At 64.7% G+C, this 14,721-nt stretch carries 17 protein-coding genes; 8 read left to right on the forward strand and 9 right to left on the reverse strand.

The features are described 5' to 3' along the window. Positions 1-25 precede the first annotated feature (25 nt). The 4 genes from L858_RS0106175 to L858_RS0106190 all read left to right on the forward strand — a co-directional run bounded on the left by L858_RS0106175 (position 26) and on the right by L858_RS0106190 (position 4,415). A complete protein-coding gene (locus tag L858_RS0106175; protein WP_022682278.1) occupies positions 26-1,096 on the forward strand; it encodes a tartrate dehydrogenase in 1,071 nt (356 codons plus the stop codon). A gap of 276 nt (positions 1,097-1,372) precedes the next feature. Then, on the forward strand, positions 1,373-2,758 hold the full coding sequence (locus L858_RS0106180) for an aspartate aminotransferase family protein (RefSeq protein WP_022682279.1): 1,386 nt from the start codon (positions 1,373-1,375) through the stop codon (positions 2,756-2,758). 20 nt (positions 2,759-2,778) lie between these two features. Then, entirely contained in the window at positions 2,779-3,273 is a 495-nt protein-coding gene (locus L858_RS0106185; protein WP_022682280.1) for an Lrp/AsnC family transcriptional regulator, read from the forward strand. Next, the gene (locus tag L858_RS0106190) at positions 3,270-4,415 is read left to right on the forward strand and encodes a M20 aminoacylase family protein (RefSeq protein ID WP_022682281.1); all 1,146 of its coding nucleotides are present in this window, start codon (positions 3,270-3,272) and stop codon (positions 4,413-4,415) included. The genes L858_RS0106185 and L858_RS0106190 overlap by 4 nt, the downstream gene beginning before the upstream one ends. Here the strand turns inward: L858_RS0106190 and L858_RS0106195 are convergent. The 7 genes from L858_RS0106195 to L858_RS0106230 form a co-directional block, all read right to left on the reverse strand. Then, positions 4,405-4,899 carry a copper resistance protein B gene (locus L858_RS0106195; protein ID WP_081643305.1) on the reverse strand — a complete coding sequence of 165 codons (495 nt, stop codon included), beginning with the start codon at positions 4,897-4,899 and terminating at the stop codon, positions 4,405-4,407. The genes L858_RS0106190 and L858_RS0106195 overlap by 11 nt on opposite strands. Then, positions 4,805-5,122 (reverse strand): hypothetical protein, encoded by a 318-nt coding sequence (locus L858_RS21935; protein WP_193742849.1) that lies wholly within the window; start codon positions 5,120-5,122, stop codon positions 4,805-4,807. Before L858_RS21935 ends, L858_RS0106195 begins: the two co-directional genes overlap by 95 nt. Before the next feature lie 172 nt (positions 5,123-5,294). Next, a complete protein-coding gene (locus L858_RS0106210; protein WP_022682285.1) occupies positions 5,295-6,245 on the reverse strand; it encodes a copper resistance protein B in 951 nt (316 codons plus the stop codon). Beyond that, positions 6,242-7,990, reverse strand: coding sequence for a copper resistance system multicopper oxidase (locus L858_RS0106215; protein WP_022682286.1), 1,749 nt, complete (start codon positions 7,988-7,990; stop codon positions 6,242-6,244). Before L858_RS0106215 ends, L858_RS0106210 begins: the two co-directional genes overlap by 4 nt. A 201-nt stretch (positions 7,991-8,191) precedes the next feature. After that, a complete protein-coding gene (locus L858_RS0106220) occupies positions 8,192-8,755 on the reverse strand; it encodes an RNA polymerase sigma factor (RefSeq protein WP_022682287.1) in 564 nt (187 codons plus the stop codon). A gap of 2 nt (positions 8,756-8,757) precedes the next feature. Further along, on the reverse strand, positions 8,758-9,198 hold the full coding sequence (locus tag L858_RS0106225; RefSeq protein WP_022682288.1) for a periplasmic heavy metal sensor: 441 nt from the start codon (positions 9,196-9,198) through the stop codon (positions 8,758-8,760). Positions 9,199-9,208: 10 nt separating this feature from the next. Next, complete coding sequence (locus L858_RS0106230; protein WP_022682289.1) at positions 9,209-9,475, reverse strand: hypothetical protein; 267 nt, start codon at positions 9,473-9,475, stop codon at positions 9,209-9,211. A 139-nt stretch (positions 9,476-9,614) separates the two neighbouring features. Between L858_RS0106230 and copC the strand changes: the two genes are divergently transcribed. Together copC and copD are read left to right on the forward strand one after the other, a co-directional pair. Further along, entirely contained in the window at positions 9,615-9,992 is a 378-nt protein-coding gene (gene copC / locus L858_RS0106235; protein WP_022682290.1) for a copper homeostasis periplasmic binding protein CopC, read from the forward strand. After that, entirely contained in the window at positions 9,992-10,879 is an 888-nt protein-coding gene (gene copD / locus L858_RS0106240) for a copper homeostasis membrane protein CopD (RefSeq protein ID WP_022682291.1), read from the forward strand. Before copC ends, copD begins: the two co-directional genes overlap by 1 nt. Positions 10,880-10,898: 19 nt before the next feature. Here copD and L858_RS0106245 read toward each other — a convergent pair whose 3' ends face one another. After that, positions 10,899-11,897 carry a 2-hydroxyacid dehydrogenase gene (locus L858_RS0106245; protein WP_022682292.1) on the reverse strand — a complete coding sequence of 333 codons (999 nt, stop codon included), beginning with the start codon at positions 11,895-11,897 and terminating at the stop codon, positions 10,899-10,901. A gap of 89 nt (positions 11,898-11,986) precedes the next feature. Here L858_RS0106245 and L858_RS0106250 point away from each other — a divergent pair, with 89 nt between their 5' ends. Further along, on the forward strand, positions 11,987-12,454 hold the full coding sequence (locus tag L858_RS0106250) for an SH3 domain-containing protein (protein ID WP_022682293.1): 468 nt from the start codon (positions 11,987-11,989) through the stop codon (positions 12,452-12,454). 8 nt (positions 12,455-12,462) lie between these two features. On the opposite strand, the gene L858_RS0106255 is transcribed toward L858_RS0106250, so the two are convergent. Then, positions 12,463-14,004, reverse strand: a complete 1,542-nt coding sequence (locus L858_RS0106255) for a peptide MFS transporter (RefSeq protein WP_022682294.1) — start codon at positions 14,002-14,004, stop codon at positions 12,463-12,465. Positions 14,005-14,118: 114 nt separating this feature from the next. Between L858_RS0106255 and L858_RS0106260 the strand changes: the two genes are divergently transcribed. Then, entirely contained in the window at positions 14,119-14,697 is a 579-nt protein-coding gene (locus L858_RS0106260; protein WP_028055868.1) for a nitroreductase family protein, read from the forward strand. Positions 14,698-14,721 lie beyond the last annotated feature (24 nt).

The raw sequence follows: 14,721 nt of genomic DNA on the forward strand, positions 1-14,721 counted from the left end.
CAATTCACGTGCAGGAAGGGCAATCATGGCGCGCAACTACAGCATCTCCGTCATCCCCGGCGACGGCATCGGCAAGGAAGTCATGCCCGAGGGCATCCGCATCCTTGAACGGGCCGCCAGCCTCTACGGCTTTACGATCGAGCAGAAGTGGCACGAGTTCGCCTGCTGCGACTATTATGCCAGGCATGGCCAGATGATGCCCGAAGACTGGAAGGCCCAGATCGGCAACCCCGATGCGATCTTCTTCGGCGCAGTGGGCTGGCCCGACACCGTGCCCGATCATGTCTCTCTGTGGGGATCGCTGCTCCAGTTCCGGCGGGAGTACGACCAATATGTGAACCTGCGTCCGGTGCGGCTGATGCCGGGCGTGCCCTGCCCGCTCGCCGGCCGCGAGCCGGGCGACATCGATTTCTGGGTGGTGCGCGAGAATACCGAAGGGGAATATAGCTCGGTGGGCGGCAAGATGTTCCCCGGCACCCCGCGTGAGGTCGTGATCCAGGAAACGGTGATGACCCGCCACGGCACCGACCGCGTGCTGCGCTATGCCTTCGAGCTGGCCACGACGCGCGACCGCAAGCATGTCACGTCCGCCACCAAGTCAAACGGTATCGCCATCACCATGCCGTGGTGGGATGAGCGGGTGGAGGAGATGGCGAAAAATTACCCGACCGTCACCCACGACAAATATCATATCGACATTTTGACAGCGCAGTTCGTGCTGAACCCCGATCGTTTCGACATCGTGGTAGCGTCCAACCTGTTTGGCGATATCCTGTCAGACCTTGGCCCTGCCTGCACCGGCACGATCGGGGTCGCGCCTTCGGGCAACATCAACCCGGATCGCACCGCACCTTCGCTGTTTGAACCGGTGCACGGATCGGCCCCCGACATTGCCGGCTTGGGGATCGCCAACCCGGTTGGACAGATCTGGTCGGCAGCCATGATGCTGGAGCATCTGGGCGAGGCGGACGCTGCCGCCGCGATCATGCGGGCGGTGGAGACAGTGCTGGCCGACCCCGGCCTGCGCACCGGCGACCTGAAGGGCAAGGCGAATACGGAGCAGTGCGGCAAGGCGGTCGCCGAGGCTCTTTCCTGATATCCTGGATACCCCTCCATCGTCACCCCGGGCCTGACCCGGGGTCCCGCTGCCTGAAGCTGGACGCCCAGCGAAAGAAAGCGGGACCCTGGATCAAGTCCGGGGTGACGCATTGAGAGATGTCGGCAAACCACCCACCCCTCTCAACACACAGCAGAAAATGCCGCTCTACTTCATCAAAAAGCCGCGAGCCTTCCATCACCCTCTCCAAATTGGCGCATCCGGCCGCGTGCGAGGGATAGTCTCCTCCCTGTAAACAACACCGCGAGTTTCCTGATGACGCTGACTCCCAACCGGTCCCTGATCGACATCGACCGCGATCACCTGATCCATCCCGTCACCTCGTTTCGCGGTCATGAGGCGCGCGGCGCGACGCTGCTGCAAAGCGGCAAGGGCATGTGGCTGACCGACATGGACGGGAACCGGCTGCTCGATGCCTTTGCCGGGCTTTGGTGCGTCAATGTGGGCTATGGTCAGGATAGCGTCGTCGATGCCGCCGCCGCGCAAATGCGCCAACTGCCCTATGCGACAGGCTATTTCCACTTCGGTTCGGAACCCGCGGTGCGGCTCGCGCAAAAACTGGTCGACCTCAGCCCGGAAGGCCTTGAACATGTTTATTTCACGTTGGGCGGATCCGATGCGGTGGACTCCGCCATCCGCTACATCGTCCATTATTATAACGCGATCGGCCGCCCCTCGAAGAAGCAGTTCATCGCGCTCGATCGGGGCTATCATGGCTCCAGCACGACCGGTGCCGGCCTGACCGCGCTGGGCAACTTCCATCGCCTGTTCGACCTGCCCCATGCGTGGCAGCATCATATACCGTCGCCCTACCCCTATCGCAGCGACCTGGCCGACGATGCGGCGATCATCGCCCGCTCCGTCCAGCAGTTGAAGGATAAGGTGGCGGAACTGGGGGCGGACAATGTCGCCGCCTTCTTCTGCGAGCCGATCCAGGGTTCGGGGGGCGTCATCGTGCCGCCCAAGGGCTGGCTCAAGGCCCTGCGCGAGGCCTGCACCGAACTCGACATATTGTTCGTCGCGGATGAGGTTATTACCGGCTTCGGGCGCACCGGTCCGCTGTTCGCCTGCGAGGAAGAGGCAGTGTCGCCTGACCTCATGACCCTCGCCAAGGGTCTCACGTCCGGTTACGCGCCGATGGGCGCAGTCCTGATGTCGGACAAAGTCTATCAGGGCATTGCGGAGGGCGCCGCCCCTGAATTCGCCATCGGCCACGGCATGACCTATTCGGGGCACCCGGTGAGCGCGGCCGTGGGCCTGGAGGTGCTGCGCCTCTATACCGATGGCGGCATCCTCGCCAATGGGCTGAGCGTCGGCAAGCGGTTCGCGGCAGGGCTGGATGCCATCGCCGATCACCCGTTGGTCGGCGACACGCGCGGGCGTGGACTGCTCGGCGCGATCGAACTGGTGGCGGACAAGGGCAGCAAGGAACGGCTGGACCCGGCCCTCAAGATCCCGGACCGGCTGTTCGCGCAAGGCTATCGCAACGGCGTCATCTTCCGCTCCTTTCCCGACAATATCATCGGCCTTGCTCCCGCGCTTTGCGCGTCGGACGAGGAGATGGACGCGATTTTCGCGCGCATCCGCAGAACGCTGGACGACCTGCTCGAAGAAGCGGATATTCGCGCGGTGGTGGGATAATAAACGGGGGAGCAAAACATATGTTGGGTGGCCCAAGACTGGATCGGATCGACCTCAAGATCCTGACGCAGCTTCAGCAATCCGGCCGCGTCACCAATGTCGAGCTGGCCGACGCCGTGGGTCTGTCGCCCAGCCCCTGCCTAACACGGGTCAAGCGGCTGGAGAAGGCGGGCTATATCACCGGCTATGGCGCGCATATCAACCTGCACAAGCTGGGCGAATTCCTGACCGTCTTCACCGAAGTCACGCTGACCGAACATCGGGCGGGAGATTTCTCGCGCTTCGAAACCCGCATCCGCAAGCTCGACGAGATCGTCGAATGCCACCTGGTCAGCGGCGGATATGATTATCTGCTGAAATTCGTGACGCGCGGCGTCGCGCATTATCAGTCGATTGTCGAAGGGATGCTGGAAAGCGATTACGGCATCGAAAAATATTTCAGCTATGTCGTGATCAAATCACCGTTCATAAAGCATCATTATCCGATCCAGCATCTGTTCGGTGAGCAAAAATGATCGACGACCTGCTCGAGCCCCTGATCGCCTTTCGCCGCGACATCCACCAGCATCCCGAACTCGGCTTTTGCGAGCATCGCACGGCCGGCCGCATCGCGGAGCAACTGCGCGCGCTGGGGCTGGAGGTACATGAGGGGATCGGGCGGACCGGCGTCGTAGCGGTGCTGAGGAACGGCACGTCGGGACGCAGCATCGGCCTGCGCGCCGACATGGACGCGCTGCCGATCCATGAACAGACCAACCTGCCCTATGCCAGCCGGACCGACGGCACCTTCCACGGCTGCGGCCATGACGGCCATGTCGCGATGCTGCTGGGCGCGGCGCAGCATCTGACCCGCAGCCGCAATTTCGATGGCACGGTCAATTTCTTCTTCCAGCCAGCCGAGGAGGGCCAGGGCGGCGCGAGGGAGATGGTGAAGGAGGGGCTGTTCGACCGCTTCCCCTGCGACCGGGTCTTCGGCCTCCACAATTGGCCGGATCTGCCCGCCGGCACGATCGCCACCCGGCCCGGCCCGATCATGGGCGCTGCGGACAAGTTCGAGATCATACTGGAAGGGCGCGGCGGCCATGCCGCCATCCCGCAGGATACGCCCGACGCGATCCTGGCCGCCGCAAGCCTCGTCCAGCAGCTTAACAGCATCATCGGCCGCCGGATCGCGCCGACCGCCTCGGCCGTGCTGTCGATTACCCAGGTCCATGGCGGTCACACCCACAATGTCATCCCGGCCGAGGTAAAAGTCAGTGGCACCGTCCGCACCTTCGGTCCCACGGTGCAGGACCGGATCGAAGCGTCTATCCGCCAGATTGCGGCGGGCGTCGCGCTCGCCAACGAGGTGACGGCGAGCGTCGATTATCAGCGCTACTATCCGGCGACCATCAATGACGCAGAAGCGGCGCAGGAGGCCCTGTCCGCCGCCGCGACGGTCGGCACGGCGCAGCTCGCGCCCGAGCCCGCCTTCACGTCGGAAGATTTCGCCTTCATGCTGCAAGCGTGCAAGGGCGCCTATATCTGGCTGGGTCAGGCCAAGCCCGAAGGGTCGGTGCCGCTGCACAACCCGCATTACGATTTCAACGATGATGTTCTGGCGCTGGGCATCCGTTTGCACGTCGCCCTGGTAGAGCAGCATCTGGCTAAAGGCTGAAGCCGAAGCCTGCCACCGCCATCGTTGATTGCAGTGTCTCCCCCTGCCCACGCGCAAGGTCCCGGCTGTCGCCCAGCAACCGCTCATGCGCGACGCCGACAAAGGCGTTGATCTTGTCGTTGAGGCGGAAGCGCAGCCGTACCGAAGCCTCCGCATCGGTAAAACCGGAGCCTACGCCATCCGCCTCCACCCGCTGGGCCGACCATGCTATCGCAGCGCGCGGTTCGATATAGACCTGCTGAGAAACCGGCAGCTGGTAGACGACCTGTGCGTCTCCGGTCAGTCGGCCGTCGTCGGACAGGAACGCATAGCCTTCCCAGCTCACGCGTGATCCGATCGATCCCTGCACGCCGGCCATGGCATAGCTGTCATGCGGATGCGGCTGAAAATCATGCCGTACGCCTACCAGCAGCACGACATTGTCGCTGATCGACCGGCCGTAGAGCAGTCGCGCCTGCACATCGTCGATCCGATTGCGCCGCACCGCCGCCTTCGACCATCAGCATGATCTGATCCGTGCTGTCCCCATAGGAGAAGCTGCCGTCCCACAGGAATATTTCGTCGCCCTCCCCGGCGCGCAGCTCGATAAAGTCGAAGCCGCCGCTCAGCGCAGCCTTGTCCTCTTCGGCAGCTTCCTGCGCCATCGCCGGCGCCGCGCCGGCCAGAGCGCAACTGCCAAGAAAGGAAAGGAGGAAGGCGTGGCGCACGATCTACCCTGATCCGTTGCTTATTCTATCGGGGATCAGATTAGCCGCGATCAGCAGCGCATAAGCGCGAAGCATATGCGCCGCGCCGCCGATCATGACAAGTTGTCACAAAGCAGCGGCAGATCATGCTGATGCGCTTCCATGCTCAAGGCACTTCAATGGAGAGGGCAAATTAAAACCAGAAGCGCACGCCCATGACGAAGCTGGTCACAGATGCGCGATCCCCGTGCGCCCTCGCATAGCGAGCGCTGTCACCCAGTTTGCGCTCCCAGTTCACCCCCAGATAGGGGGCAAATTCGCGGGCGAATTCATAGCGCAGCCGCAAGCCCAGCTCTATGTCGGACAGCCCCGAACCGATCCCCAGTTCCGGCACGTCCTGCGCGGCTATGTTCACTTCCGCCGCCGGTTGCAGGATCAGCCGCTGGGTGAGGCGCTGGTCATAGCTGCCCTCCAGGCGCAGATGTGCGTCGCCCTTGGTCGAGAGGAACGCCTGCGCGCCGACCTCGAACCAATAGGGTGCCAGCCCCTCGATTCCGATCACCGCATAGCTGCGCTGCGGATCGGGCCGGATGTCGTGCCGCACACCCGCTTCCAGATTAAACCACGGGTCGATCGCCCGGCTGTAGAGCGCCTGCACCTCCGCGCTCTCCAGCGGGCCGCCGATCTCGCCCTCGCCTTCGGTCTTGAAGGCGAGGCGATTGATGTCGCCGCCGATCCAGCCTTCGCCCTCCCAATGATAGCCGTCCGCGCCCTTGCCTAGGCGATATTCCAGCCGGTCGAGCATCAGCTGGGAGAAGGTCATGCCGCCATTCTCCTTCAGCATGGCCGCGCGGGATCGGGCCATTTCGGCCGGGCTGTAATAAGCCTCGGCAGCATGATCCTTCGGCGGCGCGGGCGCAACACCCTTGGGGATGCCATCGTCGCTCGCGGGCATGGAATGACCAGCATGAGCATTGTCGGCGGCCGAATTCTCCTGCGCGGGAGCTTCATGCGCGGAATGATCTTCCTCCTGCGGCATCGCCATGGAGCCATGGTCCATCTGGCTATGATCCATTTTCTGCGCCAACCCCGGCCCGGCGACGGAGGCCAGCAGCAGCGCGGCTGCGGGAGCCAGCATCCTCATGCCGCCTCTCCCTCATGCCGCACCGTGACGACGCGCATCATCCCGGCATGCATGTGCATCAGCATGTGGCAGTGGAAAGCCCAGTCGCCCAGCGCGTCGGCGGTGATGTCGAAACTCACCTTGCCCCCCGGCAGCACATTGACCGTATGCTTGACAGGGTCATGCTCTCCCTTGCCGGTGACCAGCTGGAAGAAATGGCCGTGGATGTGGATCGGATGCGGCATCATCGTGTCGTTGATCAGGTTGACGCGCACCCGCTCCATATGGCGGAAGGCGATCGGTTCGGCCCCGTCCGACAGCTTCACCCCGTCGAACGACCACATATAGCGCTCCATGTTCGCGGTCAGGTGGATGTCCAGCGTCCGGCTCGGCGTACGTGTATCCTTGAACGGCTCCAGCGACTTCAGGTCGGCATAGGTCAGCACCCGATGCTCGACATTTTCCAGCCCGGTCGGCCGGTCCGCCGTCCGGTCCGCAGGCATGGGTGAGAGCGTCGCCACGCCCGGCCCCATCTTCACCTGCGGCGCGACGGACGGGTCGAGCATCTTCATCGAATGGCCCGCCATGCTCTCATTGGCGGGCTGGCTGAGGTCGATGACACCCCCCTGCCCCATGTCCATGCCGGACATATCCATGCCCATGTCCTTCATGCCGAGCAGCGGCCGCTCCCGCAACGCAGGCACCTCCGCCGCCATGCCGATGCGCGGCGCCAAAGTCGCGCGGACCAATCCCGAACGGTCGATCGCCTCGGCAATCAGGCCATAGGCTTTCGCCTCCACGGGCTGCACCACCACGTCATAGGTTTCGGCGATGCCGATCTGGAACTCGTCCGTTTCGACCGGCTGCACATGCTGGCCGTCGCACTGCACGACCGTCATGGCGAGCCCCGGCACGCGCACGTTGAAGTTGGTCATCGCCGACGCGTTGATGATGCGCAGCCGCACGCGCTCACCCAGCGTGAAGAGGCCCGTCCAATTCTCCGCCGTGCCGTGGCCGTTGACGAGGAAGCTGTAGGTGGAGCCAGTGACGTCGGAGATATCCGTCGGGTCCATCCGCATGGCGCCCCACTCCAGACGCTCTTTCGCGCTCTGGTCCTTGCCCGCCAAAAGCCCCGCCAGCGTCTGCCGCTGCATGTTATAATAACCGCCCGACTGTTTCAGCCGCTTCAACAGCACATGAGGATGCACCGGACTCCAGTCGGAAAGGATGATCACATGCTCGCGGGTCGCCTGCACAGGGTCGGCGCCGGCGGGATCGATGACGATCGGCCCGTAATGACCCATCGCCTCCTGCATGCCCGAATGGCTGTGATACCAATAGGTGCCCGACTGGCGGATTGGGAATTCATAGGTGAAAGTCTCGCCCGGCCGGATGCCGGGGAAGCTTATGCCGGGCACACCGTCCATCTGAAACGGCACGATCAGGCCGTGCCAGTGGATCGACGTGTCTTCCTTGAGGCTGTTGGTGACGGACAGACGAACATTCTGCCCCTCCTTCAGCCGGATAAGCGGCGCGGGCAGCGTGCCGTTGATCGTGATGGCATGCGCCGATCGGCCGCCGGTCTGGAAGTGGCTCTCACCAACGGTCAGCGCGATCTGCTCGCCGCTGAGGACGCCCGGCGCCGGGGTGAGCCCCGCCGAGCCGCTCTGCGCCCATGCGGGGAAAGCGCGAACCAGGGCGAGCGCGCCAAGCCCGGCGGTTCCACGGATCAGGCTGCGGCGGTCGATGGAGGAGGAAGTGGGCATGGGGATGGGCTCTGATGATAAAGGGCGACGGACTGGCTAGACTGTAGGATCGTAAATCCGTCATCCCGGCCTTGAGCCGGGATCCCGCTTTCTCTTATCGAGAGCCTGAAGCGGGACCCCGGACCAAGTCCGGGGTGACGAGAACCGAAGGGTTGGTCATCCTCTCAGGATCGTTCTTTCTCCCGATACGCACCCCCATCCTCAATCCCTCAGCATCTCGCTCAATTTCTGCCGCGCGCGGTAGAGCCGCGTCTCGACCGCCTTCTCACCGATGCCCAAAATCTGTGCCGCCTCGGCCTGCGACAGCCCCTCAAGTGCCCGCAGCGTCAACACATCCTTGAGGTTCGCCGGCAGCGCCGCGATCGCCATATTGATCCGCGACAGTTCCGCGTACGAATGCGCCGCCTCCTCCGGCGTTTGCGCCAGGTCGGGAACGACATCCGCCTCCTCGATCGGCCGCGCGAAGGTGAAGAAACGCCGCACCGCCCGTCGCCGCGCCCAGTCATGACATTTGTTGATCGCGATCCGCGCGATCCACAGGCGGAAGGGCCTGACCCGGTCATAACGCTCCAGCGCGGCGAAGGCCGACACGAACGTTTCCTGCGTCACGTCGAGCGCCTCGGTCGGGTCCCCCGTCTGCCCGCGCGCGATGCGGAACACCGGATCGCGATGCCGCCGCATCAGCTCGCCATAAGCGCTTTGCCGGCCGGCCAGCGCCAGGCCGACCAGATCGGAATCGCTGCGTTCGGTGAGCGGCAGGCTCACTGTTACCGTGCAGTCTGGCCGGGTTCGGTCAAGGCCTTGACGACGGCAGCGTCGAACTGCGCGGCCTGATCGGGACGCAGCACCGCGCGCATCGCGAAGATATGCTTCAGCGTCTCCTTCTGCAGCATGCCCATGACATGATGCGACCTGTCGACCGCTTCGCCGACCTTCGGGCCATAGCCATGCTCGGCGGCGATGGCCTGCGCCAGGCGCGCATTGTCAGCGCGCATCTCCGCCTCCATCGCTTGCCGGCGCTGCGCGAACGCACCCTCCAGAGCGTGGATGCGCGCTTCCTGCTTCGCGTCAAGCTTCAGCTTCTTGTGGATAAGTGCATGAACCTCGCTCTCCACTTGAGGTTCGGGCGACATCCAGGTTCGCGCCACCAGCACCGCCGCAAGCGCTGCGGCAAAGGCGACCAGCGCCACCAGCAGATATCGCCCCACCCCCCTCACTTTATTGGCCCAGCAACCGCGAAGGCGCATAATCCGACATGCCGAGCACCAGCGGCGGAGAGGCCGCCTGCGCGGGCGCCCCGGGCACGACGCTGCCGACCCAGCCAATGCTGATTGCGACTATGCCGGCGAGAGCCAGGCTACGCCGCGCCACCGCACGCTCGCGCCGCGTCTCGACGCCGGCCATCACCGCAGCCTCTATGCCCTCCAGCCGCGCGTCCACAGGCATGGCGCGCACTTGCCCCAGCAACTGATCGAGATCGCTCATCACCCAGACTCCCTATCGTCACCTCAGCATACGCACGGGCCCATCCCAACCCCTCATGCAAAATTTAGGGCCGCGCGGCGAGGGGTCGGGACGATCGCTGCGTACTCTGCCCTAACCGCAACCTTACTGGAGTATCTCCATGCGTCGCATCCTGCTTACCGCCGCCGTCGCGCTCGCCGCCCTGCCCTCCGTTGCGATGGCGCATCCGAAGCTGCTGTCCTCGACGCCCGCCGCCAACGCGACCGTTGCCAAGCCGACCAAGCTCAGCTTGAGCTTCTCCGAAAAGCTGCTGGCGCCCTTGAGCGGCGTCGAACTTACCATGACGGGAATGCCCGGCATGGCCGACCACGCGCCGATGCCGATCAAGGGCTTCAAGACCGCCGTCGAGGGCGACGGCAAGACCATGGTCGTCACCCTGCCCCGCGCCCTGCCCGCCGGCAGCTATGACCTCAACTGGCACATCGTCGGCGCCGACCAGCACAAGATCGCGGGCAAATACAGCTTCACGGTGAAATAATGCCCATCGACGGAGCGCTGATCGCCCTCCGCTTCGCGCTCTATGCCGACCTTGCCGCGCTCGCGGGCCTCCCCCTTTTCTGGTGGAGCCACGGCGCGGCCCCTAGCGGCGCGCGCAGGGCGGCGATGGCGGTGCTGGCGGTGGGCGGCATTGTCCTGTCGGGGCTATGGCTGCTCGCCAGCGCCGCCGGCATGGCTGGCACTCCGATCTTTGCGCCGGACTTGAGCATCGTCGACATCCTGCTGAAGGAGACGCCTGTCGGCATGGTGCTGGCTTTGCGTTGCGCCGCGCTGCTGCTGGTCTTTCCGCTGCTGTTATGGCGCGGATCCGGGTGGAGCGCCGCACTCGCTTTGCCTGCCTGCATCGCCGCGGCAACCCTTGCCTGGTCGGGTCACGCGGCCGCCAGCGAAGGGGCAGCGGGCAGCATGCACCGCATCGGCGACGCGCTTCATGTGCTGGCAGCGGCCGGATGGTTCGGAGCGCTTCTGGTCCTGCTGCACTCCGTCCTCGCGCGCGGGGGCCGTCTGGATCAGGCGGCCACGCTGCTACATCGCTTCTCCCTATTCGGTACGATCTTCGTAGCCACGCTCATCGTGACGGGCGCGTTCAATGCGGTGATGATCGTCGGCTGGAGCAATCTGCCTGCCTTGCTACACAGTCTTTACGGCTGGCTCCTTTTTGCCAAGCTGGTCCTGTTCGGCGGCATGCTGCTGCTTGCCGCCGCCAATCGCTGGCGCCTGACGCCACGGCTGGAGGGCGCTTTGCGCTCAGGCGAAACCCGCGCCGCGCTGGGTCATTTGCGCCTGTCCCTCATTCTGGAGACAATGCTGGCGGTCTTGATCCTCGGCCTGGTTGCGATGCTCGGCACGCTCGATCCGCTAGCCTGACGGATGCTGAGCCAAAGGGTCAGACCCAGCCCTCAAGCACCTGATTGGGCGGCCTGTGCCCGTCGGCCCAGCTGCGAATATTGGCGATCACGCGCGCGCCGGTCGCGTCGCGTCCCTCGAAGGTTGCAGAGCCCATGTGCGGCAGCAGCACGACATTGGAGAGGTCCAGCAGGCGCGGATCGATCGCCGGCTCATGCGTGTAGACGTCCAGCCCGGCGCCGGCGATCCGGCCCTCCGCCAGAGCGGCGATCAGCGCGGCCTCATCGGTGATCTCCGCCCGCGACGTGTTGATCAGATAGGCGTCCGGCCGCATCAGCGCGATGCGCCGCCCATCGATCATGCCCCGGCTGTCGGCATTCAGCGGACAGTTGATCGAGACGATGTCGCTTTCGGCCAACAGCGAGTCGAGGTCGGCATGCCAGTTAGCCTGCAATTCCTGCTCCACCTCGAACGGCAGGCGGTGGCGGTTATGATAGGCGATGGAAAGCCCGAACGCCGCTGCCCGCCGTGCCACCGCCCGGCCGATCCGGCCCATGCCGATGATGCCGAGCTTCTTGCCGCCGATGCGGTGGCCCAGCATTCCCGAAGGGCTCCAGCCGGTCCAGGCACCGGCCCGCACCAGCTTCTCACCTTCCGCCAGGCGGCGCGGCACCGACAGGATCAGCGCCATTGTCATGTCGGCGGTATCCTCGGTCAGCACGCCGGGGGTGTTGGTGACGATGATGCCCTTCTTCCGCGCGGCGCCAAGGTCGATATGGTCCACGCCGCTGCCGAAGCTGGCGATCAGTTGCAGCCGCTCCGGCGCAGCTTCGATCAGCGCGGCGTCGAGATGGTCGCTGACGGAGGGAACCAGCACATCGCACTGAGCCATCGCCCGGGTCAGCGCAGCCCGATCCATCGGCACGTCGCCCACGTTGAACACCGTGTCGAACAGCTCCGCCATGCGCATTTCCACATTGGGAGGCAGTCGGCGCGTAACGATGACGCGCGGCTTGGCGGGGCGCGGTTTCATGGCCATATCCGGCCGCTATTCCGCGCGGAGGCGATGGTCAAGCGCTTATCCCCCGGCTATGGTCGCGCCAACGGCTTAAGAGGGAAGAGATTGGAATGAAGGGCAGTCTGCTGGGCGCGGGATTGATCGCGGCGCTTTGCGCGAGCGGCAGCGCATCGGGGGCCCCGGCCAAGCAGGTTCCCTATTGGGCTTCCCTGGCGCAGGAGGAGGCGCGGATGCGCGTCGGTCCCAGCCTGGATTACCCCTCCAACTGGGTCTATCGGCGCCGCGACCTGCCGGTGAAGGTGGTGCAGGTTCTGGGCCTGTGGCGAAAGGTCGAGGACTCGACCGGGACGCAAGGGTGGATGCATGTGCGGCTGCTGAGCGATACGCCCACCGCCATCGTCACCTCGCAGATCGCGCCGATGCGGGGTGCCCCCAGCGAGGACGCCCGCGCCGTCTATCGCGCGGAAAAGGGCGTCGTCGGCCGCCTTGCCTCTTGCAGCAAGGGCTGGTGCGCCTTCGACGTCGGCGGGCAGCGCGGCTTCATCCGCGCCAATGATGTGTGGGGCGCGACGGAGTAGGACTTGGCTCAGACATCCAGGTCGCGCTTCTGCGATGTGGCGGGCTCTGCCTGCCCCTCATGCATCAGCCTTTTGACGAAGGGGGCGAGCGCCATGACCGCAGCGCCGGCGGCGACGGAGATCCAGCCGATCTGGCTGTAGACCGCCAGCATGCTCTCCCGCGACGCCTGCCCGCCTTCGCTGCCGGTCGCCGCCGCGATCAGCCCGGCGACATATTCGCCCAGCGCCATAGCCAGGAACCAGATGCCCATCATCAGCCCGATCATGCGCGATGGAGCCAGCTTCGACATGGCCGACAGCCCGACCGGCGACAGGCATAATTCGCCCAGCGTGTGACAGAGATAGAGGAGAAAGATGAACAGGATCGGCGTCAGCGTGCCCGGCGCACCGGCTGTCGCCCCGGCGACCAGGACGAGGAATCCCGCGCCGACCAGCGCCAGCGCCATGCCAAATTTGGCCGGCGTCGAAGGCTCCCGGCCGCGCTTCGCCAGTCCGATCCACAGCGCCGCCATGACCGGGCCGAACATCAGGATATAGGCGGCGTTCACCGACTGGAACATCGAGGCGGGCACATTGAACCCGGCGATAGTCCTGTTGGCATAACGGTCTGTAAAGAGGCTCAGCGACGATCCGGTCTGTTCATAGAGGCCCCAGAAGATCGGGTTCATGACCAGCAGGAACAGCGCCGCGAGCATCCGATCGCGGCCTATCGGTTCCATGCGGCCAAAGGCTTCCCACAGGATATAGACCACCACAAGGATGCTCGCCCCCGCCAGCAGCCAGCCGACCACGACATGCTGCTGAATCAGGAACCAGCACAGCATGATGGCGCCGAGGCTGGACAGATAGACAAGCCATTCGCGGCTGATAAGGCCGCCCACCCGCTGCGCCAGCCGCTCCGGATCGACCGGCTCTCCCCGGCCCTGAAGCAGCGGCTTGCAGAAGATGAAGCCGATGACGCCTGCGACCATTCCGACCGACGCGGCGCCGAATCCCCAATGCCAGCCCCATCGTTGGCCGAGATAGCCGCAGATGATGGGGCCAATGGTCGCGCCGACATTGATGCCCATGTAGAAGATCGTATAGGCCGGGTCGCGCCGCATATCGTCGCGCGGGTAAAGCTGGCCCACCAGCGCCGAGACGCTGGCCTTCAAAAAGCCGGTGCCGGTGATGACCGTCGCCAGCCCCAGCCAGAAGAGGCCAAGCCCCATGGCGCCCGCATCGTCGCTCTCCATCCCCAATATGAGGTGGCCGATGGCGATCACGATCCCGCCGAACAGCACGGCCTTGCGCTGCCCGAGATAGCGGTCGGCGAGATAGCCGCCCATCAGCGGCGAGATATAGATCAGCGACATATAGGCGCCATAAGCATGCGCGGCATCGCGATCGGTGAAGAGGAAATGCTGCGTCAGATAGAAGATCAGCAGCGCCCGCATCCCGTAGAAGGAAAAGCGCTCCCACATCTCGACAAAGAAGAGCAAAAACAGGCCGCGCGGGTGGCCGATCCAGGTCTTGCCATCGCGATCCGCCGCCGGAACTGAAGTCGCCATCCGCTTCCCTTGTTGCAATCTTGGCTATAAATCGCAGCCTAGTGCCCGGATCGTGCGGCTGTCAAAGCCGCTTCGCCCTTGCGTGCGGCCGCCGGGCAGGCCATCTGGAGCGCCATGTTCAACGACCGCAGCACACCTCTCTCCCTCCTCCAGACCCGCCGCTCCGGTAAGCCACGCGACCTGATCGCGCCCGGTCCGGACGATGATCAGCTGCGGGAGATGCTGCAGATCGCGCTGCGGACGCCGGATCATGGCAAGATCGCGCCGTGGCGCTTCGTGATCGTGCCACAGGAGCGGCGGCAGGATTTCGCCGCGCTGCTCGACGCGGCATACCGCAAGGAAAAGCCCGACGCTGGCCGGCTTGAACTGGAGTCGATGCAGCAGTTCGCGCACCAGGCGCCGACATTGGTGGTGGCGCTGTCCGCTCCGGTGATCGGCAGCAAGATACCGCTTTGGGAGCAGGAGTTGTCGGCTGGCGCCGCCATCATGAACCTGCTGCATGCCAGCCACGCGCTGGGCTTCGCGGGCGGATGGCTGACGGGCTGGCCGGCCTATAATGAAGATGTCCGCGCCGCATTCTCCAAGGGACAGGAGCGGATCGCCGGGTTCATCTTCATCGGCACGCCCGGCCGGCCGCAGGAGGAACGTCCCCGCCCCGCCTATGACAGCATAGTGTCGGTCTGGGACAGCTGATTGCCTGCCTGCCGTAGCGTCAAG

This window comes from Sphingobium bisphenolivorans (assembly GCF_000412635.1).
GTDB classification, from domain to species: Bacteria; Pseudomonadota; Alphaproteobacteria; order Sphingomonadales; family Sphingomonadaceae; genus Sphingobium; species Sphingobium bisphenolivorans.

Excerpts from the sequence above, each read along its gene's own strand:
- L858_RS0106175 (WP_022682278.1), top strand. The coding sequence starts at position 26 with ATGGCGCGCAACTACAGCATCTCCGTCATCCCCGGCGACGGCATCGGC.
- copC (WP_022682290.1), top strand. The coding sequence starts at position 9,615 with ATGCGTCGCATCCTGCTTACCGCCGCCGTCGCGCTCGCCGCCCTGCCC.
- L858_RS0106180 (WP_022682279.1), top strand. The coding sequence starts at position 1,373 with ATGACGCTGACTCCCAACCGGTCCCTGATCGACATCGACCGCGATCAC.
- L858_RS0106190 (WP_022682281.1), top strand. The coding sequence starts at position 3,270 with ATGATCGACGACCTGCTCGAGCCCCTGATCGCCTTTCGCCGCGACATC.
- L858_RS0106260 (WP_028055868.1), top strand. The coding sequence starts at position 14,119 with ATGTTCAACGACCGCAGCACACCTCTCTCCCTCCTCCAGACCCGCCGC.
- copD (WP_022682291.1), top strand. The coding sequence starts at position 9,992 with ATGCCCATCGACGGAGCGCTGATCGCCCTCCGCTTCGCGCTCTATGCC.
- L858_RS0106250 (WP_022682293.1), top strand. The coding sequence starts at position 11,987 with ATGAAGGGCAGTCTGCTGGGCGCGGGATTGATCGCGGCGCTTTGCGCG.
- L858_RS0106215 (WP_022682286.1), bottom strand. The coding sequence starts at position 7,990 with ATGCCCACTTCCTCCTCCATCGACCGCCGCAGCCTGATCCGTGGAACC.
- L858_RS0106210 (WP_022682285.1), bottom strand. The coding sequence starts at position 6,245 with ATGAGGATGCTGGCTCCCGCAGCCGCGCTGCTGCTGGCCTCCGTCGCC.
- L858_RS0106185 (WP_022682280.1), top strand. The coding sequence starts at position 2,779 with ATGTTGGGTGGCCCAAGACTGGATCGGATCGACCTCAAGATCCTGACG.
- L858_RS0106230 (WP_022682289.1), bottom strand. The coding sequence starts at position 9,475 with ATGAGCGATCTCGATCAGTTGCTGGGGCAAGTGCGCGCCATGCCTGTG.
- L858_RS0106245 (WP_022682292.1), bottom strand. The coding sequence starts at position 11,897 with ATGGCCATGAAACCGCGCCCCGCCAAGCCGCGCGTCATCGTTACGCGC.
- L858_RS0106255 (WP_022682294.1), bottom strand. The coding sequence starts at position 14,004 with ATGGCGACTTCAGTTCCGGCGGCGGATCGCGATGGCAAGACCTGGATC.